Here is a 23,748-nt window from a genome sequence, read left to right as displayed (position 1 = left end):
GCGGCGTCATGGATATCCGCGCACCCGAGCAGCAGTATAATCCGTACCGCATCTATACGCGCGAGGAGTGGGCGCGTCTGCGCGACGACACCCCGATGACGCTGGAGCCGGGCGAGTTCGACCGGCTGCGCTCGTTGCACGATCGCCTCGATCTCAAGGAGGTCGAGGACATCTACCTGCCGCTGTCGCGCCTGCTCTCGATCTATGTCGACGCGATGCAGCGCCTGTACTACGCCGAGCGCCAATTCCTCAACATCCGCGACCGCAAGGTGCCCTACATCATCGGCGTTGCCGGATCGGTCGCGGTCGGGAAATCCACCACGGCCCGCGTGCTTCAGGCATTGCTGGCGCGCTGGTCGCCGCGCCCGAAGGTCGAGCTGATCACCACCGACGGATTTCTTTATCCGAAGGCGCTGCTCGAGCAGCAGGGCATTCTGCAGAAGAAGGGGTTTCCCGAGAGCTACGATCTGCCGCTGCTGCTGAGCTTCCTCTCCGATATCAAGTCCGGCCGCCGCCATGTGCGCTCGCCGGTCTATTCGCATCTGACCTATGACATCGTGCCGAACGAATGGGCCGAGATCGACCAGCCCGACATCCTGATCGTCGAGGGCGTCAACGTCCTGCAGACCGGCAAGCTGCCGCGCGACGGCAAGGCGGTGCCGGTGGTTTCCGACTTCTTCGATTTCTCGGTCTATATTGACGCCGACGAGGCGGCGCTGCGGCAATGGTACATCAAGCGCTTCCTGGCGCTGCGCGATACCGCATTCACCAATCCGAAGTCCTACTTCAACCGTTATGCGCTGCTCTCGGACGAGGAGGCCACGGCCACCGCCACCGCGATCTGGGAGCGCACCAACCTCGCCAATCTCGAGGACAACATTCTGCCGACCCGTCCGCGCGCGACGCTGATCCTGAAGAAGGGCGCCGACCACGCGGTGGAGAGCGTGGCGCTCAGGCGCCTGTAAGCGCAACGGTGAGATGGCCCTGGTCGGTTTGGACAGAGTGTCTTTTGTTGCAGACCGGCAAGAGGTATTCAGCTATGACCTTCGAATCGCGAGGGCTCCATGGTTGATCGACTGAGAAGCGCCGCGGAGCAGCTCGAAGCACCGACCTGCCCCGATTGTCACATCGAGATGCGGTGGTACCGCTCGGAGCTGCTCGCGGATGAGCCGGTTCCGGTCATTGCGCATCTCTTCGTTTGCCCGCACTGCAAGCGCGCCGCGCAGACCGACACCATCTTCAAGGGAACTCTCGGCCCGCCTGACAAGCTCTCCGCGCTGCGTTTTGTGGCGCACGCCGCGTAACAGGTCAGTCGCGAACCTCTTGTCGCTGTTCCGCGCTGACGAAGATGTGCCACGCCGTCAGAAACATGGCGGCGACGAGCGGCCCGATGACGAAGCCGTTCGCTCCGAAGGTTGCCAGGCCACCCAGGGTCGCGAGCAACACGACATAGCTCGGCATCCGGATCGACTGTCCGACCAGGATGGGGCGGAGGAAGTTGTCGGCAAGGCCGATCACGAAGGTCCCGAAAGCGAGCAGGATGATCCCCTTCGTGACGGCGCCCGTCACGAGCAAATAGAGGCCGGCCGGAACCCAGACCAGGGCGGAGCCGAGCACCGGAAGAAGCGAAAACAGCGCCATGATGGCGCCCGCCAGCAGCGGCGCAGTCAGGCCGAGCAGCCAGAAGATCAGACCGCCAAGCGCGCCCTGGATCAGCGCAACCAGAATGATGCCCTTGATCGTCCCGCGAACGGCCAGGGTGAACGCATCCAGGATCTCGGCGGTATGGCTCCCCCGCAGCGGCAGCGCGCTGCGGATGCGCAGGTTCAGCTCGTCGCCGTCGCGCAGGAAGAAGAACAGCAAGTAGAGCATCACGAGCAGGCTCGCGACGAACTCCACCGTCAACTGGCCGATGTTGATCGCGTGCCCCGCCAGCTGCTGCCCGGCCGGGACCACCAGGCTCGACAAGCGTTCTTTCAAAGCCGACAGGTCGATGCCCGCCAGGCGATCTGACATGGACGTAGCCCAGTCCGGCAGCGCGGCTTTCAGTTGCTGCAGAGGATGAGCCAGGTTGATCTCGCCACTCTGAACGCGCTGAACCAGCTCGCCTCCCTGGTCGATGAGTGAAGCGATCACGACCCCGACGGGAATCAGGACCATGACGACCACGACGATGACGGTGGAAAGTGCCGCGAGATTGCGCCATTCCGGAAATCTTTCCAGGCAAGCTCGATAGAAGGGCGCGAAGATGATCGCCAGCAGCGTGGCCCACAACAAGGCGCCGGAGAAAGGCCAAAGCAGCCAGCCGAACGCGAGGGAGATCACGCCAAGCCAGACGAGGAATGAGCGGTCTTCCGATGTTCTCACGTGTTGCCGGCCTCCAGTCGCACCTCACCGCACGTTGGTAGCACAGGACCGTGACGGCGCGGCAAGTCACGGCCCGCCTTCGTCGCACCGGCAGCCGAACCAGTTGCGGTCGGTCACTTGCCGGCCTTCGCACTCCAATCGGCGATCTTGATGCGTCCCGCAAAGGTGGCGGGACCGGAGCCGCTGGCCTTGTAGACGAAAGCCTCGCCCTCCTGCACGTCGCCGGCGTCCTTGCCGAAGGCATCGGCGATGTTGGTCTTGTGGGTGATCAGGAACGTGTTCGTGCCCGCCCTCGGCGGCGCATCGACGAGCTGACGCACGGCCTGTCCGGCCCTTGCATTGGCGCCGGTCGGGTTTGCCATTCCCGATGCGCTGGCGCTGCTGCTGTCCGTCAACGTGTCGACCGGCTTGACCTCGCGGCCGGAGATCAGCTTGCCGGCCTCGATCGCGCGGTTCAGCCGGCTGGTGTAGACGTCGCCGATCGGGATCGCGAGGTCCTTGATCGCCGCCCCGATCTGACGCGCCATGTCCCTACCCTTTTCACTGAGCTGACGCTGGGCGCTCATGTCGTCGAACTTGAACGGGTAGACGTCCTTTTGGCTGTCGTCGGTCGCGGTGTGCCGAAAGATCAAGACATAGCCGCCCTGCTTGAGCGATGAGATGAGCTCCGGCGTATCGGCCGCGGCGTGGTGGGAAATTCCGGCGAGGAGGACAACGATTGCGAGGCGGCAGAGCACATTCATGCGCGAGATCCCCTTGCGAATGCCCCCCAGGATGGTGACGCGCAGGGCCGCCGAATTCAATTGCTGATTGCCGAACGGGTTCAGATTCCCGCGAGGTTCCCGATTACACAGCGAGCCGCTGCGCCGCCGCGAGCCCTGCCAGCGCTTCGTCCAGCTTGTCGCGGTCGAGCGGCTTGATCAGAAACCCGGTCATGCCCGCTTCGAAGCAGGCATAGCGATCCTCGACCAGCGTGTTGGCGGTGAGCGCAAGGATCGGCGTGTGGTGGCCGCTCGTGGCGGCCTCATGCGCGCGGATGCGCTTGGTCGCCTCGATGCCGTCGAGCTGCGGCATCTGGATATCCATCAGCACGAGATCATAGGGCGTGCCGGCCGATGACGCGGCGAGCCAGGACTCCAGCGCGGCCTCGCCGTGGACGGCGATGACGACGCGGTGGCCGAGCTTCGTCAGTAGCGAGCGCATCAACAGCGCGTTGATCTCGTTGTCCTCGGCAACGAGGATCGAGAGGCCCCTTGCGGGCGTCGCGCCGGCGGCTGCAGGTGGTGGCTCCGGCGCGAGGTCCGGCGAGGCGATCTCCGGCGTCAGCGCAAGGCGCGCGGCGAGCGAGGCCGCGCGCAGCGGCTTCACCAGAAAGCCAGTGAAGGCCGGCGACAGCTTTTCATGGCGTGAGCTCGACGTCAGCAGCACGAGGCGCTGCTGCGCATGCGCGCGGGACACTTCGCCGAGATGGTCGGCTGTGGCAGCACCAATCGCACGATCGATCAGCACCGCGTGCCATGCGCGTTCCGGCAGCAGCGCTTCGGCGACCGCCGCATCCGCGACCAGGCAGGTCTGGCCGCCCCAGCGTTCCAGCCGCCGCGCGATCAGCGAGGCCTCGATGCCGTCGGCGACGAGGAGAATTGACTTGCCGGCGAGGTCGGGGCTTGGAAAGGCCGTCTGTCCTGCGCTCGCTGGCGACGGCGGAAGCGGCACCGCGATCTCGAAGGTCGAGCCTTTGCCCGGCTCGCTCGTGAGCGTGATCCGGCCGCCCATGCGCTTGACGATGCGCTCGCTGATGGAAAGTCCGAGCCCGGTGCCGCCATAGGTGCGGGCGACGCGCTCGTCGGCCTGCTCGAATTCACGGAAGATGCGTTGCTGCGCCTCCGGCGCGATGCCGATGCCGGTGTCGCGGACCAGGAAGCTGATCTCGTTCGGCCAGATGCCGGGCTCGACGATCAGCGCGACGCCGCCATTCGCGGTGAACTTGATGGCGTTGCCAGCGAGGTTGAGCAGCACCTGGCGCAGCCGCGCAGCGTCGCCGACCACTTCCAGCGGCAGGGGCTCGTCGACATAAGCGGCGATCTCGAGCGTCTTTGCCTGCGCGCGCGGCGCGAGCAGCTCGGTGATCTCCTCGACCAGGGTCGAGAGCGCGAAGGGACGCTGCTCGAGATCGAGCTTGCCGGCCTCGATCTTGGAATAGTCGAGCAATTCCTCGATCAGCGCCATCAAGGCTTCGCCCGAGGTCTTGACGGCCCTCGCATAGGTCGCCTGCTCCGGCGTCAGCGACGTGTCGAGCAGCAGGCCGCCCATGCCGATGATGCCGTTCAGCGGCGTGCGGATCTCGTGCGAGGCCATCGCCAGGAAGCGCGATTTGGCGCGGTTGGCGGCGTCGGCCTGGTCGCGGGCGTCCGCCAAGGCGCGTTCAGTCTCGGTGCGGTCGGTGACGTCGCGTCCCACGCTCTGCAGTTCGGCGGGCTGGCCGGCATCGAGGCGGACATAGCCTTCGCGCCAGGCGATCCAGCGCGCGCCGAGCGGGGTTGCGATCTTCTGATCGTGGATGCGCGTGCCGTTGCTCTCGCGCGCGCTCTCGCCCTGCTCCAGCACGTCGAAATCGAAGCGCGTGCCGAGCAGCGCGCTGCGCGGCTGTCCCGCGAGCGCGCAATAGGCCTCGTTGGCGAAGATGATGCGGCCATCGGTAGCGCGCAGCACGATGAGATCGCCCTGCTGCTCGAACAGGCTGCGGGCCCGTTCCTCCGCTTCCTTCAGCTCCCAATTGCGGTCGATCAGCGTCTCGTTGTGGGCGGCGAGCGTGCGCAGCCGCTTGGCCACGAAACGCAGGCGCATGCTCAGCGTCGCAAGGCCGAGGCAGGCGAGCGCGAACAGGAAGCTGGCGCCGATCGCAAAGGTGTGCGGATCGTAGCCGGAGGTATCGGACCGGCTGCCGGACACGAAACCATAGGCGCCGCCGAAGGTCGCCAAGAAGATCATGAAGGAGCGGATCGCAAAGGCGATGCGGGGGTGCTGCCGCCTGAAGCGGCGCATGCGCACCTTGATCCGGAACGTCTGACCCATCGCCACCGACCCTGACTCTTTTAGACCCCACTGCCGCGTGCGACGATGGCCCGCCGACCTTGCGAACAGTTTGAGGCCTGGGTTCTGCCTCCAAACAGGGTTGACGAGGCGTTAATGTTCAGAGCGAAGCAGCCTGGAGGTGACGATGGCTGCCGCGGGCGCCGACGATCAGCGCCGCCGCCTCGCGTTGCGAGACGGACTTCGAGCGCACATAGATGCGATAATCGGCCGGACCTTCGGTAGAGAGGTAGATCACCTCGCCGCCATCGACCGGCTCGGCGGCGATCGAGACCAGGCGCGTCGAGGGGTTGGCCTGGCAGGAATCCGGCTCGGAACCAAGGCCGTCGTCGACCACGGCGAAGTCCGCAGCGTCGGCATCGTCGGTGATCTGAACACGCACCGTGGCGCGAACAGGATTTTCGGTGAAGGCGACATGCACGCCGGCGGTCCAGAACAGCGAGGTGAGCTCGACCGAGGTTTCGCCCACCGCGATGCAGGGATGCGAGACCGATCCGATCTCGGCGCGGGCAAACACCGCGGCCGCCAACAGGGGAACAACCGAGGCGAAGATTCTGAAACGCAACATGACACTCTACTCGCCGGGCCCTCGGGAACTCGGAACCGATATCAGCGGGCCCTTATGGTTTGCAGAGCGTAAAGGAAAGTCGTTACCGCCGGGTTGATGCGCTTAGATGATCAAGCGATCTGGCGCACATCCTCCGCGAGTGCGCGATAGGAGAGGGCTTCGGCCAGGTGCAGCCGGCCGATCCTGTCGGCATGATCGAGATCGGCCAGCGTGCGCGCGACTCGCAGCACGCGGTGATAGCCGCGCGCCGACAGCCGCATGGTCTCGGCAGCGTCGCGCAGCAATTTGGCGCCTTGCGCGTCCGGCTTTGCGATCTCCTCCAGCACCGAGGCCGGGGCCTCGGCATTGGTGCGGATCGTCGGCAGGCCGGCATCGGCGTAACGTGCGAGCTGGATGTCGCGCGCCGCCGCCACGCGCGCGGCGACCTCGGCCGATCCCTCCGCCGGCGGCGGCAGGATCAGATCGGCCGCGGTCACGGCCGGCACCTCGATGCGCAGGTCGATGCGGTCCATCAGCGGGCCCGAGATGCGCGCCTGGTAATCGCCGGTGCAGCGGTCGATGCGGCCGCGCTTGCAGGCATAGCCGGGCTCGAACGCGTTGCCGCAGCGGCACGGATTCATCGCCGCGACCAGCATGAAGCGCGCAGGATAAGTGACGCGATGATTGGCGCGCGACACCGCGACCTCGCCGTTCTCCAGCGGTTGCCGCAGCGAATCCAGCACGCGTGGATCGAACTCGGGCAGCTCGTCGAGAAACAGCACACCCTGATGCGCCAGCGAGATCTCGCCGGGCTTGGCGCGCATGCCGCCGCCGGTCAGCGCCGCCATGCTCGCGGAATGATGCGGCGAGCGGAACGGCCGCCGCGCCGTCAGCGCGCCGCCTTCGATCTCGCCGGCGACGGAGGCGATCATCGAGACCTCGAGCAGCTCGCCCGGCGACAGCGGCGGCAGGATCGAGGGCAGGCGCGCGGCCAGCATCGACTTTCCGGCGCCGGGTGCGCCGATCATGAGCAGATGGTGCCCGCCGGCAGCCGCGATCTCCAGCGCGCGCTTGGCGCTCTCCTGGCCCTTGATGTCGCGCAGGTCGAGCGTGGAGGTGACGGCTTCGTGGACCTTCGGCGAGGGCCGCGACAGCACCTGCGTGCCCTTGAAATGGTTGGCGATCTGGATCAGCGAACTTGCTGCGATGATCTGGATGTCAGGGCTCGCCCACGCCGCTTCGGAGCCGCAGGCCGCCGGGCAGATCAACCCCTCCTCGCGCATATTGGCGCCGATCGCGGCGGGAAGGACGCCGGCCACGGGCGCGATCGAGCCGTCGAGACCGAGCTCGCCGAGCACGGTGAAGCCGGCCAGCGCATCCGGCGGGATCGCCCCGATCGCCGCCATCAGGCCGAGCGCGATCGGCAGGTCGTAATGGCTGCCTTCCTTGGGCAGGTCGGCGGGGGCCAGATTGACGATGATCCGCCGTGCCGGCAGCGCCAGTCCCGAGGCGATCAGCGCCGAGCGCACCCGCTCGCGTGCCTCCGACACTGCCTTGTCAGGCAGGCCGACGATGGCAAAGGTGTTGACATTTAACCCCGTTCTTCTATCAGCGGCCATCGCAAGCAATTTTTGCGACAGGCAAGCCATTGAAACCTTTAGCTTATTCTTACCTTAGAATTTCGACCGACGTGCAGCAAAAGGGGCATGGGCGAGAACGACAACTCGAAGCCTCGCGAGCTTATGCTGAATCTAACGGGCTTGAACTCGCGGAAGACCGCGAGATCGAGGACATTGGTATCTCGGCGTTCAAGGGAGCTAATGTTCGCGACGGAGCGCTCGGCGGGTTTCTTGAAGCCGTCAGGGCTGGCCGGATCAAGCCCGGCTCGTTCCTAATTGTGGAATCGCTTGACCGACTCAGTCGCGAGGAAGTCTCGACTGCGCACACGCTGTTTTTGAGCATAATCCAGGCAGGCATTAACGTCGTCACTCTGACCGACAATCAGCTCTATCGTACCGGGCACACCGGCCTAGTTGAGTTGGTCCAATCTCTGGTCATCATGAGCCGGGCGCATGAGGAATCTCAGACGAAGAGCCTGCGACTTTCCGCCGCATGGAAGAACAAGAGAGGAGCCGCGCTGTCGTTAAGGCCGATGACGAAGTGGTGCCCTCGTTGGCTTGAACTCGCTCCCGATCGCAGCACCTACGTCCCAATCCCCGCTCGTGCCGACGTGGTCCGGCAGATTTTCACCGATAGTGCGGATGGGATCGGCAATTACAAAATCGCGGATCGTTTGAACAAGGCTGGCACACCGACGTTCAACGAATCCGATGGTTGGCATCCATCATATATTGCAAAGATCCTCGAAAATCGCGCTGTCTTGGGTGAATTCCAGCCGGGTTTTCGGCAGGACAGCAGGCGTGTGCTCACAGGCGAAGTCGTCAAAAATTACTTTCCTGCAGTGATCGACGAGGAGCTGTTCTATCGAGCTCGCCATGCCAAATCGCATCGGCAATTCAACGGCAAGGGCGTCGGCCGGAAAGGTGCGGGCTTCAGCAATCTATTCTCGGGCCTTGCCACTTGCGCGTATTGCGGCGCCTCGATGAAGTACGACAACAAGGGTAGTGGCCCAAAGGGCAATCGTTATCTCGTTTGCTCAAAATCCGCCCGGCGATTTGGGTGCCATGGCAAGCGATGGCGGTACCGTGATTTTGAAACTTCATTTCTTGCCTTCGTCAGCGAGATTGATCTGGCGACTTTGGTTGATCCAGACGATCGTCAGAAAGAACAAAAAAACGCCGCTCAGAAAGTCACATCGCTGGAGGGCGAGATTGGCAGCGTAAATGCCCTCATGGATAAGACCTATAATCTCTTGGAGTCTGGCGCTCCCGAAGAGTTCATCCTGTCGAAATTGCGGGAATTGCAAGCGCGCAAGGATGAGTTGGCGGCACAGATCGCGGAATCGCGCAAAGCATTTGAGAAACTGGAGTCCGAAAGGCAGATGCTGTCGCAGAGCAGGGACGAAATCGCTGGCCTCCTTCAGCGTCTTCAGAACGCAAACCAACCGGATCTTTTCGAGCTGCGGTCGAAACTCTCGTCTCATCTCAAATCGATGATCCACACCTTGACCGTGGCCCCGCAAGGAGGACAGCCACGACTGACAAAGATCGCTCAGAATACGCGAGAGGCGTTCGGCGCTGATGCAGCGGATGTGGCGGCTCATATCGCACGTCGTGCTGTTACACCGGAGCAAGCCCTTCGATACTTTTCTGTAGGCCTTCGGGATGGGCGTGTGAGGATCGTGTTCCCGGATGCAAAGGACCCGCTCAGGTACGAGCAACAAATAGTCGCGTCCAGATCGAGCGATCCAGCGTACGATTGGCCTCACGAGGCAAATGCGTGAAGCCAGGAACGTTTGGCTCGGAGATATGCACGCAGGTTTTGCGCTCGATCGCTCGAGACTGCTGATCAGCGAGCTGCGCCTGACGGTCGACCCTGACGCTCAGAGCTTTGAGGTGGTGTTCAGAGACGGCCAAGGCATGATTCTGTTCGTCGATCCTGAACACCCGACGAAGTTCATCCAGAAGGTTATGGGCACCGCACCAGATTTCGAGATGATTTCCGCTGATGGGAAGACGATGAAGTCGCCGGCGGATGAAGCAGCTTTGGACGAGAAATAAAGACTTCCAAACAGGTCACTCAGAGATCTTATATTCCCCCGTCGGGAAAATTTCGGTGTCGGGTCAGGTAGGTCGTTCCCGTTCACCGGGAATCTTACGGTCTCACGCAAGTCCAAGGGCTTGGCCTAGCTGAACAAACCCTTCTTCAACGGGGGCGGCTCCTTGCGCTTGCTGCGTACAAAATCAAACGCGGCGTACTGTACGTTCAACTGAGCCTGCGTTGCTGGGTCCCAAGTCCATTCCATCATATCGAACCCGAACGGACCTGCTTCAAGCTCCATACGGCTGCTCGAATAGTTGTCGGTCAGGACTTGCTGCCAAAGCTCCTGGTAGAGGTCGGACTCGACATAGAACCAGCCAGTGACCATCGCCTCTATCTCGGGAAGATCATCCCTGGCAGGCTCGCATTGGTGCAGGATTATGATGCCGATGCCATCCTCGAACGGTTCGCCGCTCACTAAGACTGGAGTGCCTTCAACCACGGTCAAATGAAACTCCAGATCGCGGAGTTTCTCCGGCATGTTGATGAGCCGAATGTCACGAACGTTAGTGGCACGGGCGACCAGATTTAACCCGCGACCTCTGTATTTCTTTTTCCTTTCCTCTCGAACGCTTTGGCGCCATTCCAAAACATCAAAGTACAGGTGGATGTTATGAAGCAACTCAGCCTCCCTCGGGCAATGAGGCTACATTGTTTCAATTGGCCAACGCAATCAAGACGCCTTCCCCGTACACATTGTCTTGCACTAGAACGGCCAGTGGCGAAGCAGTAGCTCGATTGCGTCTTTCATGTGCGTCTTCACTACTTCTTTGAGACCTTGCATAGCGCCGTCGATCGTTTGGGCCTTCACGTTATTTGCGAACGTGATGCTTGCGAGCCTAAGCGCATTGATGGTCCGCCTGATCCAGCCGACACTCACCTCACCTTCTTTGAGTTTTTCGAGTCCCCCCTTGAGATCGGCAACGACTGCGTCTCGTTCTTGCTTACGCTCGGAAGCATAGCCGTTGTCCTGCTCAATTGCCTGCGTGGCAGCGCTCAATTTGGAGATTGCCTCAGCCACCACCGGATCGGCCGAGTCCAGCTTAACAGGCGCCCACTCACCTACTGGATCCGCATCCTTGACTTCCGCCGCCGCGTCTAGAGCAAATCCCCCATCCTTATAAGGTTCAAAATCGGTGTCAGTTATTCCTAGTTCAGAAGCGCGGGTGTTCACCTTCTGGAGCGCCGCATACAGCCATCCCCTAACGTCTCCGGAGGCCTTTGCCTTGTAAAACACATTGCCCGGCGTTTTCTCCAACGAGGTTGCGAGTCGCTGCATTTCGGCGGTCTTGCGCCAAATTATCGGTCCGAAATGATCGTCGATCAGTTCGATCGCTCCCTGGCTCAACATGATGCGGACGGCTTCCGCTCTTAATGCAGCGTTCTCGACGTAGCAGTATTCCTCATCCGCATCGTGGTCTTCGACAGTGAATTCCCGTTGCCAAGCGATATCGGTATGAAATTGCTGCTGAGAGTATTGGGAATGAACATAGAGAGCCAGCAGGTAATACTCTGGCGCCAGGTTCAGAAACGACTGCTTGTCTAGTTTTGGTGCCATGTGCAATCAACCTTGCATCGCAACGCAAATGATAGAGTGCATTGTGTCATTTGCGGTACAGGCGAATCAAGTCGACTTCGATAGGCAGACTGTGCGTGGCCGCAAACAAGGTAACGGCGGTACGCAACGCCGAGGCCAACGTGCCTGGGGGACGACTGAGAGCCGCTCCGGGGGGGCAACCAGGGCGGCTCTTTCTTATTCTTAAGTCGGATCGCTGCTTTCACCGTCAGGCGGAGCGGGTTCGTTGGTCACGACATTTTCGAAAGCAACTAGCTCGCCCCTGGGTATCGGCCAGAAATTCCTCTTGGCCCCACTGCGCTGCCTTCTCCCGTACCTGCCTCTTTAATGCCGTTTCACCGTACGTCTCACGCTAAACGCTTCGACCTTACTCGTGATCGACCAAGGTGAGACTATCCTGATTGACCGGGTATTCGATCGCGCTCTGGGGTTTTGGACGGAGTTATTCCAAAGTGTAGGGTACATTTCACGATGAGAAATCTGAAGTTGCCCGTGCCAAGTAGTTCTTGACCGTCTGCGGGTAGAATTTTCGTCCTGTTACAGTCGTGATCCCCGCATCATTCAGATGTCGTGCAATTTCGCTGTAAGAACGCCGCAATACATTAGCGCCCAGCTTTTCTCTGAGTTCGGATGCAAAGTCGTCAGCGGCCTTGCGATTCTTCGCGGCCAAATTCCTTCCATTTGATCCGAGAATTTTGCCTCGACGTTTTGCTTCGGCCAATGCTGCCTTCGTCCGTTCGGAGATCAGCCTGCGTTCCTCCTGAGCGAGCGCAGCGAAGATATGGAGTTGGAAGTCCGTTGCATTGGGCATCTCAGCACAGACGAGACCGATGCCCTGTTCAAGGATGCTGGCGATAAAGCTGACCCGGCGGGAAAAACGGTCGAGGCGAGCGATAACGATCTTCGCGTTCTCGCGTTTGGCCAGCTGAATCGCTCGCTGTAATTCTGTGCGGGAATCGTCCTTCCCGGATTGGATATCGCAGAATTCAGCAATGAGCCTGCCGGCGCCTGCAACGAAATCAGTGATCTTGCGACGCTGAGCGGCTAAGCCGAGGCCAGATTTCCCCTGACGTTCGGTTGATACGCGGAAATATGCGATGAACTTAGACATTTGTTGTCCCACCTCAATAATGGGACGCTATCGATCAAGGTCCGTAAGCGGACAACGACAAAGTTTCTAAAAGCTAGACGACCCCATTCTTTGCCCGGGTATCAAAGACCATGCTCGATTGACTTTGAAGGCGCAGCTGGATTTTTGCCGGTTTGTTCTCAGCATGAGGAGTCATGATGCGTCGCTCCAGTGACTAGTCGATTCTCGATTTTGACATATGCCGATCGCCGCCATCGGAGTGGCGATCGTCGACGGGAAATGAATATTGGCGAGGTGAATAGCGAAATTCGTTTTGCCGCTTAAAGCCCGGAATACAGCTCGACGTTTACCCCTCGCTTCCGGCCGTCTATCCCAACGTTCAGCTTGCATCTCACTCGATCGCCTGGAGCCAGCTTGTTAAATCTTGTAGCAAGTGTGCAGTCGTCACGATGGAAGAATAAGTCTCCTCCTGAATCTAGTTTGATGAAGCCGTACGTTGCTGTAAGGGACTTAATAGCTCCCAGAAGGACGAAGTCATTCTTTTGAGCTGGCGTCTCTTCGCCGATTGGCCGGACGTTGATGGCACAGGGGCCTTTTTCACTTCGGCCAATCTCAAATTCAACAATGGCGCCCGCGCCCAGGGCTGTGAAGTCCAATTTGCCCAACCAGCTACCTCGATGAAAGAAGAAGCGCGACCCGCCGGTATCAACGAAAGCATAGTTAGTGTGCAACTGGGAGAGCCGCCCACGATTGGGCGGTGCTTCGCTTGCCTCGGTGGGGCCGAGTTCATCTGGGGAAATGAATGATGCGGCCCTGCGCAGTTCTGGTTGCGCTGAACGCGTTGCCGGATCAGAAATCCACTTCTCGATAGCAGCGACGCGCTTTTCTTCCTTTAGTCCAGTCAATGCGCGCTTGAGCGGCAGTAGGTGGCGCATGGCGTGGCCGACGTGCCGCGTTGTTCGTTGGTCAATCAATGCTTGCGGCGCTGCTTCGAAAGTCCTCCTCGCCGCCTCCAAACAATCTAATGCATCAACAAAGTTCTGCTGCGTAATGAGCTGCTCAGCCTTTCGCAGATCGTTCTGAAGACTTAAGTCAAGGTGCGCTCTCCGCATCCGCGCTGGGAGCTTCTCAATATCTTCGACGGCAGCGAGACGATTGGCAGCTTCAAGGAACTTTCTTTGATATTGAAGTACGCGAGCGCATTCGATCTTTACGTATGCGGAGTTAGGAGCAAGTTCCTCAGCTTTTAGAAGTTGAGCCAGGGCTCGATCTTGATCGCCTAGCTGCCACGACAAAAACCCAGCGTACCACAGCCGTAGCGGCGCTCTCTGGGGTGCTAGCGAGATTGCTGTCTCATACTCATTCTCTGCTGAGAAATAATCCTCCAGCTCGATATGAAGTCGAGCTTTGACTCTGTGGACTTCGAAGTAGTTCGGCGAGAGATCGTTCGCTCGTTGGACTTGAAGTTCCGCCTCCTCACAATCCTTTCTGAACAAGCATTCCAGCGCTCGAGTCAGAATCTTTGCAACGATGTAATCATCCTTGTCTCGTACGAAAACATTCTTCATGTCAAATATGTCAGCCCCAGCCTGGGATGAGAATTCCTCTTGCGCGGATCTCAGAGCGTTTTGCTTTGATATAAGCTTCTTCTGCTCTTCGATTGGTGGACGAATGAACTTCTGAATATACATGCGGGCAAGCGCGCTGAGCGTATAACGATCTTCATCTTCGGAACTTCTTCCGCGCTCAACTGACAGCAAGTTCGAAGTGACCAGGACAGAAAGAGCGCTCTGTATCGATAAACTGTCCAAATCGGTGTAGAACGCCAAACTAGCAACACTCTGGGAGCCATTAACGCTTGCGAGCGTGCTTGCTACTGTCCGTGAATCTACAGACAGTGAATTGAATACGTTTTGAAGGCAGAATTGTAGAAGAACGGTCGGATCGCTCGTAAGAACCGTTGGCCGTTTGCCCGCGCGGACACTTTGAATGAACCATTTTATGAAGAGAGGATTGTGTTGCAGCTTTAAGCAGTAACCGGAGACAACATTTGGCGGAGCTGAAGCAAGGTCGTTGACGCCCCAAACTCGTGCTGTCCGCCGGAAATAGAATGCGGCTTCTTTGCTTTCCAGTGGCGAGAGCGGGATTGGAAAGTCAAACGCGCCAAGTCCGATACGCGTTGTGAAAAGAATCCGACTACCGGGAGGCACCTGGCGGACTAAGTTTCGGATGTTTTGATCTATGACGGTTTCCAGATTATCAATGACCAAAAGTATTCTGTTGTTACGCAAATGCGTCAGCAAGTCATCCATCGCCGATGTTTCAGTCTGACGTCCGAGGAGCGCAGTTGCGTTCTCAATGATACCGAGGGACGATGAAATTGCTCCTTCAATCACCTGCATTTCATTGAGCGTTAGCTTAGTTGCTTTTGCAGTCGTCCAAACTATCGCGTCTAACTTCGCTTCGTCGTCGTCGAGCAAGTCATAGCAGGCCTTGAGTGCGATTGCCGTCTTGCCGAGGCCTCCTTCGCCAACCACCGTAACAACCGGATAGTTGCCCATAAGTGCGCGCTTGAGTTCTCCAAGCTCCTTCTCGCGGCCGACGAAGCCCGTATCGTCAAACTCAACTTGCGGCAGATTGTGAAGTAGTTTGGTGCTTTCGTCCGGTGTGTCGGGGATAGTGAATGTGGCTGCAAAATCCGGATCGCGTTCCAATTCCCGACGCGTCGTTCGCAGATTCGCCCAGAGCGCGCGGTGCGACTTGACAAGCTCGCTCGCTAAGTCAGATACGCGAGGCAGATCGTCGTATTCTAGCGGGCGCGTGTGCATGACCCGATTCCGAATCGGAATCAGTCCCTCAAGACCGAGATAGTACTTCTTTATATAGGTGCGCGTAACATCGTCTAGTAAACGATCGTGTGTCCGTATTGCCTGAAGTTCGTCTCCAAGGTCCAAATAATCCAACAAGTCTTCAAAATCCGGAACGGTGTCTGCGTTCTCTTTGGCAAACCGTTCTGTCGCCTTGTCCATCATTTGCTTGGGCAAGAGCTTGTTTGGGTCGACTAACGGAGACACATGAAGTGTCAGGAAATCCCTCAGGTCGCTCTCTAACGCGGAAATTAGACCGTAAATCGTTAGCCGTTGGATCGTGTAAGCCATGCGCCTCTCGCGAACATGATTCCAGGAAGAACATATCGCAGGTTGTATCTAGCACGCTAGTCTGCCACCTTCCGAATACGAGGGTCTGTTGATTGCGACTTTAGGATCAATCCTTAACGGGAGCCGCGACTTGAAATGGCATCCGATTGTCTCGGCAGGAGATTAGCCGTGAAGAAGTGTGAAGCTGAAGCGGCCATGCCCTCGCTGGTGGAGAAGTGGGCAAAGGAAGCTAAAGAGCCGTGGCCGCCTGATAGCTGCTACCACTACGGTTTTGGTTCATTCTGGACATGGCTGCAAAATGGTCAGCACTATTCCTATACACAGTTTCGCGCGGTACCGGACGCTCGCTACGTTATGGAAATGTGGTTCGATACGATCACGAAGCAGACATGGCGTAATTAGACGACGCTGGTACCCGAAGCAGATCTTCAATGACCCTATCTTGGCTTCTGTCTCCTATATTCGCGCTAGTTCGGCCGGCGGCATCTGCCGTTGCTGGCGATATCTACCGTAGATACAAAATCGAGCGATCATTTGCGTTGGGCGAGCCGTCAAAGCATTCGCCCACTCTTGTTAAAGCGATCGGTGACCTCGATGTCATTCTTGGCAAGCGCGGCCAGGTTAACGAGGCTATCGGTAACTTTCTCGCAGAGCTGAAAGACACTGGCCTTCTACATCTTGTAGCGAGAGATGCATTCTACGACCTGGAGGATGCAGGCGTACGGCTTCAGTTTGATGCGATGCTCGAAAGGCACACAAAGGTGCTTACGGCTCATGAACAAGCCGATGCTAACCGAGAGCTATTCAAGACTATTACCTTTGTGCTCCGCGAAAGTCTTCGTCTCCAGACCCAAAAGGACATTTTATTTGTCTTCGACAGCCAGCGTACCAAGTACGCGGAAGACGACTTAGGAAAAGTACGTTCGATCGTAAGCGATGTGCGCCCCGATATTGCTAAGGCGGTGTCGCTGGCAGCTCGATCACTCGTATCGCCCGGTTCACCAAAGAGGGCGAGTGAGCGAGTGCAATTACCAGCATGGGCTTCTCTTTCTCCGGACCTTGTCACGGAACGATTGCAGCAAATTACCTCATCGCTGATCAATGCATACGAGTAGGTAAGAATCGATGGACCTGCACAGCGCTCTGTGGATTGCGAGCTTGATAAGCTCTACGTGCCGGCAGTTTTGCAACGCCAAGATTTCTCGGTTAGACGCGGCCTTACCGCATCAGCGCAAAGTGTGGCAGCGCATCGTGAGTATGCGGCTCAGCCCTACGGGGTGGCGCTCTCCGAAATTCAGCAATGCGTTATTCTTGGTGATCCTGGCGGAGGGAAGTCGACGCTGGCTCAGCGCTTCTGTCTCGACGGACTCAGAATACGCGAACAAAACTCCAACGCTCGACTCTATGTGAAGGTTGAAGTGCGGCGTCTGTCATTAGAATTGTCGGGAGATGCCTTCGGCAACTTGCTGCGTTTCGTCGCGAAAGAAATTGCGAGGCAATGCAACCTGCATTTCCACGAGTCAGAATGGCTCGAAATCGTCCAACATCTCCTATTCTTCGGTAGAATGGTGATCGTTTTTGACGGCGTCGACGAAATTGTTAGCGCTGCCAAGCGGCGCGATGCAATATCGTCTATGAAGCAGTTTGCAAATCGTTTCCTGCAAAACACCTTCATTTTCACCTGCCGGCGTACCGACTTTATCGTTACTCCGATTTTAGGCGTTGAAATATTCCACCTTCGACAATTCTCGTCAGCTGAGACGAGGGCGTATTTTCGTTCAGCAAGCCGCTGGGTCTTCGAAAAGACAGACGAAGACATCGACCGAGAGCAGGATCAGTTTATTCAGCAGGCGCAACGTCACGCTGAAGAGTTTGTTCGGAATCCTCTGCTTCTCGCACTAATAGTCTGGATTTACAGCGTAGGGCAGCGAATTCCCGACAATCGAATTGAACTTTACGCGGAATGTTCCGATCTGCTTTTTCGGAGATGGGATAGCTTGAAAGCAATCGATCCGGAGATACCGGATCCGCACTGGCTTTTTCAACTCGTTACGGAGCTCGCTCGACACCTCTACTTGATATCTCCGGAAGTCGAACAACCCAATCAGGAATGGTTGCGGTCTCGCGTGCTCGAATTTTTCAGAAACGTTTATGAGATTGATACTGAACACCGTGCCCAGGCGGCAGCGGACAGGTTTGTTTCACACTTGATTGGCCGATCTTGGATACTTCAGAGAGAAGTGCGGGAATATTTGAGTTCAGCCACCGCACATTCATGGAGTATTTTTATGCAAGGTGGCTTGATGACGCATTCGACAGTATAGACGCGCTGCTCGTACACGCGACGCCCTACATTTTGGCAGGCGAGCAAACTGTACCCCTACACTTAGCGCTTCAGTTGAAGACCGCCAGCAAACTAAAATCGGCTCAGCAGCTCACTAACCAATTGATAGACGTTCTGGCGAAGGCTCGTGCCAGTGCTGTCGCGAAGAGGGGAAAACGAGACGCGTCAAGCATGGATATGCTTGCGCGCTCAGTGCAGTTCGTTATCGAAAGCGTTGGATATTTGCAGCCGAATGAGCAATCGCTCATTCGCATTGTTCGCGAGCTTACCAACTCCGTCGAATCGAAAGAGCAATGGAGCAGCTCAATCGGCAATCTGATCGAACATTCGACTAAGTTCAGCAGCGCTATAGTGGAGGGTGTCTACCAGTCTCTTGCAGATCGAATAGAGCGGCGCGAGGGACATAAGATTGGCTTCGTCATCGATTGGCTATACGCGTGCTATCTATCATCGCGTGATAGTTATCCAGTGGAGTTCTCCCCCATTGTCCAGCGATTCCGCGGCGTGCAGCGGAAATTCGACAGCTCCTTCATTAGCCGAGCCGTGGATGCCGAAATACGCCAGGCGTCGTTTCCTAAGATAGTCTTTGATCTGTCTCAAGCGACAACAAGCTTCGCGACAGAGTCTGGCTTGGCAATGTGGTCAGCTTCGGTGGTGCCCGATAGGCGACTTGATTGGCGGTATGTTGATTTCAGTTTAGGTACCTTTGAAAGCGCCGAAGTCTTGCTCGGTAGGAGGAATGAGGAAGATGCGCCCTATTTTAAGCTGTTCAAAGCAATTTCGCATCGGGCGATCGAACAAGCACCCTTTCAGGTCTCAGGTGGCAGCGCTACGGTACTTCCTTGGTTCGACTATGGTATTATCGAAGAGACGAGATCATCACTCGCGTCATGCTCCGCGGAGCACGCCTCTGCATTCGGCGTCGCGCTGATGGGCCTCGCCGAACTATCCTTGGATGATGCTGATGGTGCTGATGATAGTGATGAATCGATATCGACCGTCTCCCTCCTAGAAGTCGTGATCGGCCGGGACGATATGGACAGCGCTCTCGTGCAATTTGCAAGATCGTGGGTTCATCGAAACACGTCGTTATTTGTGAAGTCACCATCTCGGTGGCTTATACCAGCCGACAAGGTCTTCCTTCAAAGACATGAGAAAGACGCCATCAAGTGACAACAGCATAGATCGCCTTGCACTAGAGTTGCAGCTCGTGATTTAGCAAAAGCCAAGCACGGACGTCCCCTGCCGGTTCGTGGAAACGCAGTCGCAGGTGATGGTTCTTGTGTCGGTTTCTCCTCTTACAGGACGCGCTTGCGAATCCTAGAAGTGGCGACTGAAGATGAAATCGCGGCCACAATCTGCCTAAACTGTGGGATTACCAGAGCACTCCTTAAACGGTAGACCAGCGTTTACGTTTGACGTTATCAAGCTCTTCTCGCAGAGAATCGCAGGAGGCAATACGATACTATCGTTCGATTTTTTAATGTGTTGGGAAGACCTTAGTTTATCAATTGCTTGATGTAGCTTCCGACCATATTTACCCAAAAGGTGAAGCTTCCGGGGAAGCTTAATTCAAGTGCGACGAGTGACCCGAGGGCTAAGATAACGCCCAAAAGGAAATACGGTGCACGTGGCAGAGAAGAACTCTTCTTCAGTATCTGCACGGGAGGTCGTGCAGGCATGGTTTGCATTGGCACTATCGTACGATCAAAGAGGAGCCTCAGATCGACTTCGTCGCCTCCCATACGTCGTGTATCCCAGGCTCCACATTCATAAAGAACGCGCAGTGCGTTTCTACCTTTTAGCTTGCCTAACAACGCATTGAAATCCTTCGCGTCGGGCAGATTAGTCAATCGCCCTTCGAGTCGCTTCGTAACTCCAGCGAATCTATCCACCAGCAAACCGCGGTAGTCTTTATTGGGGTCGGGTGCAGATGCATACGACTTAGCAATCAGATTCTTGATCGCCTGTATATTGCCTGCGCCATCGACGCTTGTCATCGCTCGCCAAGCACGCGTCTTATGTCGATACTGCAACATTGCCATGAAGGCCTCGTGCCGCATGAAGCTGGCGTCACGCAATCCGTTATCGTTCCACTCATCACGTAGGCAATGAGCGAGCGAAAACGCGGATGCAAGTCCGCTGTTCAAGCCTCGACCGGGCCAGAAATGTATAGCATTTGCAGCATCTCCCAATAGGCAACCGTAAGTGCCAGGCGAATTTCTTGTGGGAGGCAAAACTTCGGCGCAAAAACGAGGCCGCTGTACCATTGCAAGTCGGAAAGCCGTGATGCCCTTCAAATCAGATTCCGCTACGCCAAATAAGCGTAATCCATCCAAGATGCGTGGCCAAAGGAGCGAAGCACGAGGCTCAAGTGCGGGCTTGAAATACGTGTTGTGGGTAGGGCAGTAGTACTTGCCACCATCCTTTGCGTCTCGTTGCATCATACACGGATTAGACTGGATACATTCTTCGAACCTTTCTTCTGCGAGGTTCACGCCTAAAACTTCCTTCACCTCTTCGGGATGCAGTCGCATGTTCAAAAATCCCTCGCCATTGAGGGAATTAAGTAGAAAACGATTCTGGCCAATCGTGAGTGCGACGGCGGTCGCATCTGGGAGTTTTGATTTGACTAAAAGTCCAAGAACAACATCCTCCAGCGGACTTTCCTCATCATCGTCATCATCATCCTGGTCTATCAAGGAATAAGACTTCGCGTCAGGCTCGCCAAATTTGTCCAGGAAGAATTCTCTTGTCGAAGAGCTCGCGCCTTCGCAAATGACTAGCACGTGTTGGTCGCTGATATTGTGTGTTTTAGGCGAAAAACGCTCGACGCGCATTTGTATTCTAGGATCACTTACGGCCAGCTGAAGCAGCGTGTCCTCGATTTGTGCAATCCGCATATTGCGAGGTGGCCCAAGCTCCGGAGGTGAATCCGGCCCTATGGGCCACATCTCCGTAAATTGTCCCTCTTGAAACAGTTCATCTTGAGCGGCCTTCGGAAGTTGAGTGTACTGGCGACTCTGGATTGTAACGACTTGCTGCCTCCGGGCGTTACCTTCACCTTTCCCCCTCCATTCGATTCCCTGATCTGTCTTCATCCATCGGCTGTCAAAAACCTCAATGATAGCCGTATCGCCCATTAGCTCCTGTAGCTTCAGCGCAAAAGCCAAGCCTACGGGTCCCCCACCGCTTACCGTTACCTTTAATTTTCTCACGCTTGCCCCCAGATTGCCTTCCCATACAAACTTAGGTGGCACGTTACGCGAATATCCCTCGCAGGTTCAAGCGATTGGCAGAGAAGGGCGGATATTTTCGTGCCGCAGCAATGACATTTGAGCAGGGATGCCGCCCTCTGCGACCTTCTCTCAATAATCGGCATGGCTAGGCGAGTAGCCGAGGTCCTGGGTGGTCGGAGCTGGTGAAGATGCAAGAGATTAGGTCGGGCGACTCGAGCGACGAGAGCCGCCATGGATCAAAGTGCTCGCCGAGTCCGCCGCTTAGCTATGCGCGCTAGTTGAAACCCTGCTCGTTCCGAATGGCGTCGTATGCTGCATTGACGCGCTGAGCCTCGGCTTCAGCGGCCTCGCGGATTGATTTACTGCGGTCGGCCACCGTGTCGGGATGGCACTTGACGATTGCGAGCCGATAGGCCGCTTTAATTTCAGGTATTGTCGCTTGCGGCGAGACGTTCAAGATCAAATAGGGATCGTCGATCTCTATATTGCCCTGATAGCCGCCATCGCCTGATTGTGGTCCGATATAATCCAACACGTCAGCGTGACGTTCCGAAGCGCCGTTTTCACGCTCAGCGGCCAGTCGATTGCTACGTCGAATGGCCAAGAACGTCGCCAAGCCAAGCACCCATCCAAAAACGGTCGCCACTTCGACGTGACGACCGATAAGATTCGGAAAGGCATTCCACACAAGTAGATCAGCGCCTTCATATATGTATGCTTTGAGGAGAGCAGCGGAGGCAGCAAAGCTAAACAGCGCGGCGATGAACGCGAGACGATAGGCCCTTCCTCGTCTCCAAGATCGCATAGACAGCCGCCAAGCATGATCTCTGCGATGTTGAGGATGCTGCGCCATCTCAATGCGAGTAACGACATCGGCCAAAGCCGATCTCGCATTCGCGAGGGCTTCGTTCAAATCCTGCCCCCTGCGAGAACGCATCTCGAAGCGATCTTCTACTGTGAGATACCGCACGCCTTCTCTCGCGCCTTGGTCTCTTAAACCAGCAATCTCGTCAAGCAGCGACCTCTTGGTTGTTTCAAGGTCGTGCAAGGCAGCACTAATCTGCGACTCGTCGATGAGCTCTGGCTCCGGCCGTCTAGTCCAGCTAGCGAACACCAAAAGAAAGATGAGGAATAATGGAAACGCGTAGACGGTAAAGGTGAAAAGATAGGGGAGCGAATAGGCAAGCCCGATGATAACCAAGGTTGCGATCGTGCAGCCGAGCGGCTCTTGCGGTGGCTTTTTAGCCATGCATCACCGAGCAGAGATCAGCGAGAGCAGGGCCAACCCGATTAGCGGCAAAACCAGGATATAAAAGATCCCGCTGATCACGTAGGTCATTATGGGACTTCGAGCCACCCGGGTATCAGTGACTACTTTGGCAAAGCTGCCGGTTGGAAACGTATAAAGAAACCACTGAGCGACCACGCCTGGAAGCAAAAGCCATTTCCAAGCCCGGTCAAACTCAACACCCGGCTTGTTCTCGCGCCTCCAGACCCCTTGAGCCATCTGACGATTCCTCGTTTAAAGGTTCCAGTTTGTTGCTTTAAAGCGGTGGTTGCTTATAAGCAACAGCGCAATCACTTGGCCTATGGATTGGCGCCAAGTGGTCGCGAACAATTTGCGAAGGATTCGGCGAGAACGAGGGTTCTCGCAGGAGACCCTCGCGACGGACGCCGGCGTGAATCGCACCTACATCAGTAAGTTGGAGAAGGGCTCGACATGGGTCGGCCTGGAGGTGCTCGTCAAAATCTCAAAGGTGCTCCAGGCTGAGCCAGCTGACTTCCTTCAGCGTCCGGCCCGGAAGCCGCCCAAGAAGGCCTGAGCGGCCTAGTTCAGTCAGCATTGTTCTTCGCTCGCACCGCATCGAGCAGCTCGTTGGTGACGGCGGTGTATGTCCGCCAGAATTCAACGTCCTCAGGACCTTTGCGGCCTAGGCGTTTATCGGCTTCTACCGTCACCCAATCGCCTATGCGCGGGTCGTCGAGGACGAGTGAAAGAGCGTGCGCAACAAGTTCGTCATCCATGGGAAAACCCTCCGAGGCATCAAGCCAACAGAGGGTCTGACCAAACTCGATGATAGGCAACGGCGAGCTTAGCCCTTCCCGGTCTTCTTGTCCTTCGCCGCCTTGAAGTTCGCTTTAACAGCACTTGCGCAGGCCTGTAGCGCTTCATCCAGGCCACCGGCCACGGCCAAAACTTTGATTTGCTCCAACTGTTCGACGAGGTCGTCCCATGCAGCATTTCCGGTTCCGACAGCTTTGAGAGTCGATTTCCCACGCTCAAGCTCCAAAGGCTGCTTTCCATATCGAAGTGAGCAGTAGATGGTGCCGCCGGCATCTACCCAGAAGTTCTCCCTGCTGATTCTCTTTCCCTCTCTGAAGCTTCCGATCTTTGCAATTTGCTGATCGATGCTGGAGGCGAATTTAGCCCGTCGCTGCAAGGCAGGCGTGTTCGCAGTGGGCTTGGTGACATTGACAAGACTGATCGTGGCTCGTGCCATGGTGGGCTCCTCGTTGTTGGTGGAGCCCCGTCTTCTGAATTCGCCACTTGGGCAACGGCAACCTGGTAGCCGGTACCCAAGTTGTCTAACCCGCTGGTCGGTGCGCGCTTTTTTGC

The 23,748-nt window shown here is 57.2% G+C and carries 23 protein-coding genes; 9 read left to right on the top strand and 14 right to left on the bottom strand.

Features of this window, described 5'->3' with window-relative positions:
• Positions 1-8: 8 nt before the first annotated feature.
• Positions 9-965, top strand: coding sequence for a type I pantothenate kinase (gene coaA, locus X268_RS32740; protein WP_128928774.1), 957 nt, complete (start codon positions 9-11; stop codon positions 963-965).
• Positions 966-1,064: 99 nt separating this feature from the next.
• The gene (locus X268_RS32735) at positions 1,065-1,304 is read left to right on the top strand and encodes a hypothetical protein (RefSeq protein WP_128928773.1); all 240 of its coding nucleotides are present in this window, start codon (positions 1,065-1,067) and stop codon (positions 1,302-1,304) included.
• 4 nt (positions 1,305-1,308) lie between these two features.
• Here X268_RS32735 and X268_RS32730 read toward each other — a convergent pair whose 3' ends face one another.
• The 5 genes from X268_RS32730 to X268_RS32710 form a co-directional block, all read right to left on the bottom strand.
• A complete protein-coding gene (locus tag X268_RS32730; RefSeq protein WP_245477720.1) occupies positions 1,309-2,325 on the bottom strand; it encodes an AI-2E family transporter in 1,017 nt (338 codons plus the stop codon).
• A 155-nt stretch (positions 2,326-2,480) separates the two neighbouring features.
• Positions 2,481-3,110, bottom strand: coding sequence for a histidine phosphatase family protein (locus X268_RS32725; RefSeq protein ID WP_164938209.1), 630 nt, complete (start codon positions 3,108-3,110; stop codon positions 2,481-2,483).
• A 103-nt stretch (positions 3,111-3,213) separates the two neighbouring features.
• Positions 3,214-5,439, bottom strand: coding sequence for a PAS domain-containing hybrid sensor histidine kinase/response regulator (locus tag X268_RS32720; protein WP_164938052.1), 2,226 nt, complete (start codon positions 5,437-5,439; stop codon positions 3,214-3,216).
• 118 nt (positions 5,440-5,557) lie between these two features.
• The gene (locus X268_RS32715) at positions 5,558-6,025 is read right to left on the bottom strand and encodes a hypothetical protein (protein WP_128928770.1); all 468 of its coding nucleotides are present in this window, start codon (positions 6,023-6,025) and stop codon (positions 5,558-5,560) included.
• Positions 6,026-6,135: 110 nt separating this feature from the next.
• A complete protein-coding gene (locus X268_RS32710) occupies positions 6,136-7,623 on the bottom strand; it encodes a YifB family Mg chelatase-like AAA ATPase (RefSeq protein WP_347341904.1) in 1,488 nt (495 codons plus the stop codon).
• A 29-nt stretch (positions 7,624-7,652) separates the two neighbouring features.
• Between X268_RS32710 and X268_RS32705 the strand changes: the two genes are divergently transcribed.
• Both X268_RS32705 and X268_RS32700 read left to right on the top strand, forming a co-directional pair.
• On the top strand, positions 7,653-9,407 hold the full coding sequence (locus X268_RS32705) for a recombinase family protein (RefSeq protein WP_128928769.1): 1,755 nt from the start codon (positions 7,653-7,655) through the stop codon (positions 9,405-9,407).
• Complete coding sequence (locus X268_RS32700; protein ID WP_128928768.1) at positions 9,400-9,684, top strand: hypothetical protein; 285 nt, start codon at positions 9,400-9,402, stop codon at positions 9,682-9,684. The genes X268_RS32705 and X268_RS32700 overlap by 8 nt, the downstream gene beginning before the upstream one ends.
• A gap of 125 nt (positions 9,685-9,809) precedes the next feature.
• Here X268_RS32700 and X268_RS32695 read toward each other — a convergent pair whose 3' ends face one another.
• From X268_RS32695 to X268_RS32680, 4 genes are all read right to left on the bottom strand, one after another.
• The gene (locus X268_RS32695) at positions 9,810-10,346 is read right to left on the bottom strand and encodes a hypothetical protein (RefSeq protein WP_128928767.1); all 537 of its coding nucleotides are present in this window, start codon (positions 10,344-10,346) and stop codon (positions 9,810-9,812) included.
• An 84-nt stretch (positions 10,347-10,430) separates the two neighbouring features.
• Positions 10,431-11,282 carry a hypothetical protein gene (locus tag X268_RS32690; protein WP_128928766.1) on the bottom strand — a complete coding sequence of 284 codons (852 nt, stop codon included), beginning with the start codon at positions 11,280-11,282 and terminating at the stop codon, positions 10,431-10,433.
• Positions 11,283-11,766: 484 nt separating this feature from the next.
• The gene (locus X268_RS32685; RefSeq protein WP_128928765.1) at positions 11,767-12,411 is read right to left on the bottom strand and encodes a recombinase family protein; all 645 of its coding nucleotides are present in this window, start codon (positions 12,409-12,411) and stop codon (positions 11,767-11,769) included.
• A gap of 299 nt (positions 12,412-12,710) precedes the next feature.
• Entirely contained in the window at positions 12,711-15,548 is a 2,838-nt protein-coding gene (locus X268_RS32680; RefSeq protein WP_128928764.1) for an NB-ARC domain-containing protein, read from the bottom strand.
• Positions 15,549-15,716: 168 nt separating this feature from the next.
• Between X268_RS32680 and X268_RS32675 the strand changes: the two genes are divergently transcribed.
• The 4 genes from X268_RS32675 to X268_RS32660 all read left to right on the top strand — a co-directional run bounded on the left by X268_RS32675 (position 15,717) and on the right by X268_RS32660 (position 19,065).
• Positions 15,717-15,950 carry a hypothetical protein gene (locus tag X268_RS32675; protein ID WP_128928763.1) on the top strand — a complete coding sequence of 78 codons (234 nt, stop codon included), beginning with the start codon at positions 15,717-15,719 and terminating at the stop codon, positions 15,948-15,950.
• Positions 15,951-16,087: 137 nt separating this feature from the next.
• Positions 16,088-16,663, top strand: a complete 576-nt coding sequence (locus X268_RS32670; RefSeq protein WP_128928762.1) for a hypothetical protein — start codon at positions 16,088-16,090, stop codon at positions 16,661-16,663.
• 57 nt (positions 16,664-16,720) lie between these two features.
• The gene (locus X268_RS32665) at positions 16,721-17,872 is read left to right on the top strand and encodes an NACHT domain-containing protein (RefSeq protein WP_164938051.1); all 1,152 of its coding nucleotides are present in this window, start codon (positions 16,721-16,723) and stop codon (positions 17,870-17,872) included.
• 74 nt (positions 17,873-17,946) lie between these two features.
• The gene (locus X268_RS32660; RefSeq protein ID WP_128928760.1) at positions 17,947-19,065 is read left to right on the top strand and encodes a hypothetical protein; all 1,119 of its coding nucleotides are present in this window, start codon (positions 17,947-17,949) and stop codon (positions 19,063-19,065) included.
• 326 nt (positions 19,066-19,391) lie between these two features.
• Here X268_RS32660 and X268_RS32655 read toward each other — a convergent pair whose 3' ends face one another.
• The 3 genes from X268_RS32655 to X268_RS32645 form a co-directional block, all read right to left on the bottom strand.
• Positions 19,392-21,065 (bottom strand): FAD-dependent monooxygenase family protein, encoded by a 1,674-nt coding sequence (locus X268_RS32655; protein WP_128928759.1) that lies wholly within the window; start codon positions 21,063-21,065, stop codon positions 19,392-19,394.
• A gap of 340 nt (positions 21,066-21,405) precedes the next feature.
• Entirely contained in the window at positions 21,406-22,380 is a 975-nt protein-coding gene (locus tag X268_RS32650; RefSeq protein ID WP_128928758.1) for a J domain-containing protein, read from the bottom strand.
• A gap of 3 nt (positions 22,381-22,383) precedes the next feature.
• Entirely contained in the window at positions 22,384-22,638 is a 255-nt protein-coding gene (locus X268_RS32645) for a hypothetical protein (protein WP_128928757.1), read from the bottom strand.
• Between the two features lie 82 nt (positions 22,639-22,720).
• Between X268_RS32645 and X268_RS32640 the strand changes: the two genes are divergently transcribed.
• The gene (locus X268_RS32640; RefSeq protein WP_128928756.1) at positions 22,721-22,954 is read left to right on the top strand and encodes a helix-turn-helix domain-containing protein; all 234 of its coding nucleotides are present in this window, start codon (positions 22,721-22,723) and stop codon (positions 22,952-22,954) included.
• A gap of 10 nt (positions 22,955-22,964) precedes the next feature.
• Here X268_RS32640 and X268_RS32635 read toward each other — a convergent pair whose 3' ends face one another.
• Together X268_RS32635 and X268_RS32630 are read right to left on the bottom strand one after the other, a co-directional pair.
• The gene (locus X268_RS32635) at positions 22,965-23,156 is read right to left on the bottom strand and encodes a hypothetical protein (RefSeq protein ID WP_128928755.1); all 192 of its coding nucleotides are present in this window, start codon (positions 23,154-23,156) and stop codon (positions 22,965-22,967) included.
• A gap of 68 nt (positions 23,157-23,224) precedes the next feature.
• Entirely contained in the window at positions 23,225-23,632 is a 408-nt protein-coding gene (locus tag X268_RS32630; protein WP_128928754.1) for a hypothetical protein, read from the bottom strand.
• Positions 23,633-23,748 lie beyond the last annotated feature (116 nt).

The sequence above is a fragment of the Bradyrhizobium guangxiense genome (genome assembly GCF_004114915.1).
Taxonomy (GTDB): Bacteria; Pseudomonadota; Alphaproteobacteria; order Rhizobiales; family Xanthobacteraceae; genus Bradyrhizobium; species Bradyrhizobium guangxiense.
Note: the sequence above shows the minus strand (reverse complement) of the source record. Positions and strands in the feature narration are given on the sequence as shown.

Excerpts from the sequence above, each read along its gene's own strand:
- coaA (WP_128928774.1), top strand. The coding sequence starts at position 9 with ATGGATATCCGCGCACCCGAGCAGCAGTATAATCCGTACCGCATCTAT.
- X268_RS32735 (WP_128928773.1), top strand. The coding sequence starts at position 1,065 with ATGGTTGATCGACTGAGAAGCGCCGCGGAGCAGCTCGAAGCACCGACC.
- X268_RS32725 (WP_164938209.1), bottom strand. The coding sequence starts at position 3,110 with ATGAATGTGCTCTGCCGCCTCGCAATCGTTGTCCTCCTCGCCGGAATT.
- X268_RS32720 (WP_164938052.1), bottom strand. The coding sequence starts at position 5,439 with ATGGGTCAGACGTTCCGGATCAAGGTGCGCATGCGCCGCTTCAGGCGG.
- X268_RS32715 (WP_128928770.1), bottom strand. The coding sequence starts at position 6,025 with ATGTTGCGTTTCAGAATCTTCGCCTCGGTTGTTCCCCTGTTGGCGGCC.
- X268_RS32710 (WP_347341904.1), bottom strand. The coding sequence starts at position 7,623 with ATGGCCGCTGATAGAAGAACGGGGTTAAATGTCAACACCTTTGCCATC.
- X268_RS32700 (WP_128928768.1), top strand. The coding sequence starts at position 9,400 with ATGCGTGAAGCCAGGAACGTTTGGCTCGGAGATATGCACGCAGGTTTT.
- X268_RS32690 (WP_128928766.1), bottom strand. The coding sequence starts at position 11,282 with ATGGCACCAAAACTAGACAAGCAGTCGTTTCTGAACCTGGCGCCAGAG.
- X268_RS32685 (WP_128928765.1), bottom strand. The coding sequence starts at position 12,411 with ATGTCTAAGTTCATCGCATATTTCCGCGTATCAACCGAACGTCAGGGG.
- X268_RS32680 (WP_128928764.1), bottom strand. The coding sequence starts at position 15,548 with ATGGCTTACACGATCCAACGGCTAACGATTTACGGTCTAATTTCCGCG.
- X268_RS32650 (WP_128928758.1), bottom strand. The coding sequence starts at position 22,380 with ATGGCTAAAAAGCCACCGCAAGAGCCGCTCGGCTGCACGATCGCAACC.
- X268_RS32645 (WP_128928757.1), bottom strand. The coding sequence starts at position 22,638 with ATGGCTCAAGGGGTCTGGAGGCGCGAGAACAAGCCGGGTGTTGAGTTT.
- X268_RS32640 (WP_128928756.1), top strand. The coding sequence starts at position 22,721 with ATGGATTGGCGCCAAGTGGTCGCGAACAATTTGCGAAGGATTCGGCGA.
- X268_RS32635 (WP_128928755.1), bottom strand. The coding sequence starts at position 23,156 with ATGGATGACGAACTTGTTGCGCACGCTCTTTCACTCGTCCTCGACGAC.
- X268_RS32630 (WP_128928754.1), bottom strand. The coding sequence starts at position 23,632 with ATGGCACGAGCCACGATCAGTCTTGTCAATGTCACCAAGCCCACTGCG.